Annotated in this window: 1 protein-coding gene; it reads right to left on the bottom strand. The window is 74.0% G+C overall.

Annotation, left to right across the window (positions count from 1 at the left end; all coding sequences use genetic code 11):
• Positions 1–456 precede the first annotated feature (456 nt).
• The coding region (locus BN12_RS21950) for a chloride channel protein (protein ID WP_048555656.1) at positions 457–1377 on the bottom strand (921 nt) is incomplete at its 5' end.

Here is a 1377-nt window from a genome sequence, read left to right on the forward strand (position 1 = left end):
CGAGGTATCTGGTGACTTGGCGGGTGCTGCGGTTATCTCGATCGGGGTGACGTTCCGGTGGAGGTGGGTGGATGCCGTCGGCCAGGTCTTCGGTTACCTCGACTTCGAGGGAGGTCCCGGGGTCGAGGTATCTGGTGACCAGGCGGTGGGCTCTCGATACCTCGACTTCGAGGGAGGCCCCGGGGTCGAGGTATCTGGTGATCGTGCGGTGGGGTCTCGATACCTCGGCTCCGATGGGGTCTCGGGGTCGAGGTATCTGGTGATCGTCCCGGGGGGGTCTCGATACCTCGATTCCGAGGGAGGCCCCGAGGTCGAGGTATCTGGTGACCGGGCGGTGGGGTCTCGATACCTCGACCGAGGGCATCACGCCGGGCGTCGAGGTACGGGGATACCGGCGAAGGGGGGCATCGAACACCTCGACCGGGAGCGGCGGCGGCGAAGGGAGTGGCCAGCGGGTCAGCCGCGGCCGACTGCTCGGGCGGCCAGGCGGGCGAGAACGGCGCATACCGCGCAGGCGACCACGACGGGCCATGCGACGTGGGTCAGCTCCCACACCATGACGGTGGCGAAGAGGGCGCTGCGGTGGCTCACCGAGAGGACGCCCGCCGCGCCGACGAGCCCGTACGCGGCGACCGCCGCCGTCTCGGCGCCGACCGTCATCCCGCCGCCGGTGAGGGCGACGAGGCAGAGGCCGACCGCGGCCCCCAGGGCGGCACCGGTCGCGAGGGCCGGGGTGAGGAGCCCGCCGACGATCCCCCCGCGCAGGCACAGCCCGGTGAGGACGATCTTGAGGACGAGGAGCACGGCGAACGTCGCCGCCGCCCGTCCGGCCTCGGGCGACACCTGGGCGGGCCGGATGGCGAGCTCGACGAGTCCCTTGCCGTTGCCGGGCAGCCCCGGCCACCACACGGTCGCGACGCCGACGGAGAGCATGGCGAGCGTCGTCGCGATCGGCAGCCGCCACGAGGGTCCGGGCTGCGCCCCCATGGCGCGGCGCGCGACGACGTTGAGCGCGATGGCAGCGGCGGCGCACGGTAGGGCACCGACGACGGCCCAGGGCACGAGCCCGCCCAGCCCGGGGGTGCCGAGGGAGACGTGCGGGACGGCATACACGCTGTGTCGTCCGACGACCGGCCAGGCGAGGACCGTGGCGACCCCGCTCGCCACCGCGAGCACGACGACGTCGCCGACCCCCGCCGATCCGAGGGCGATGGCGGCGAACACGACGCCGCTCACCGGCACGTCGTAGACGGCCGCGAGACCGGCACCGGCCCCGGCGGCGAGCAGGAGCCTCCGCTCCTGCGGGTCGAGGCCGAAGCGGGCCGCGAACCAGCCGCCGGCCAGGGCACCGACCTCCCGCGGCGCGCCCTCCCGGCC

Origin of the sequence: Nostocoides japonicum T1-X7 (genome assembly GCF_001046855.1) — a bacterium.
GTDB lineage: Bacteria > Actinomycetota > Actinomycetes > Actinomycetales > Dermatophilaceae > Nostocoides > Nostocoides japonicum.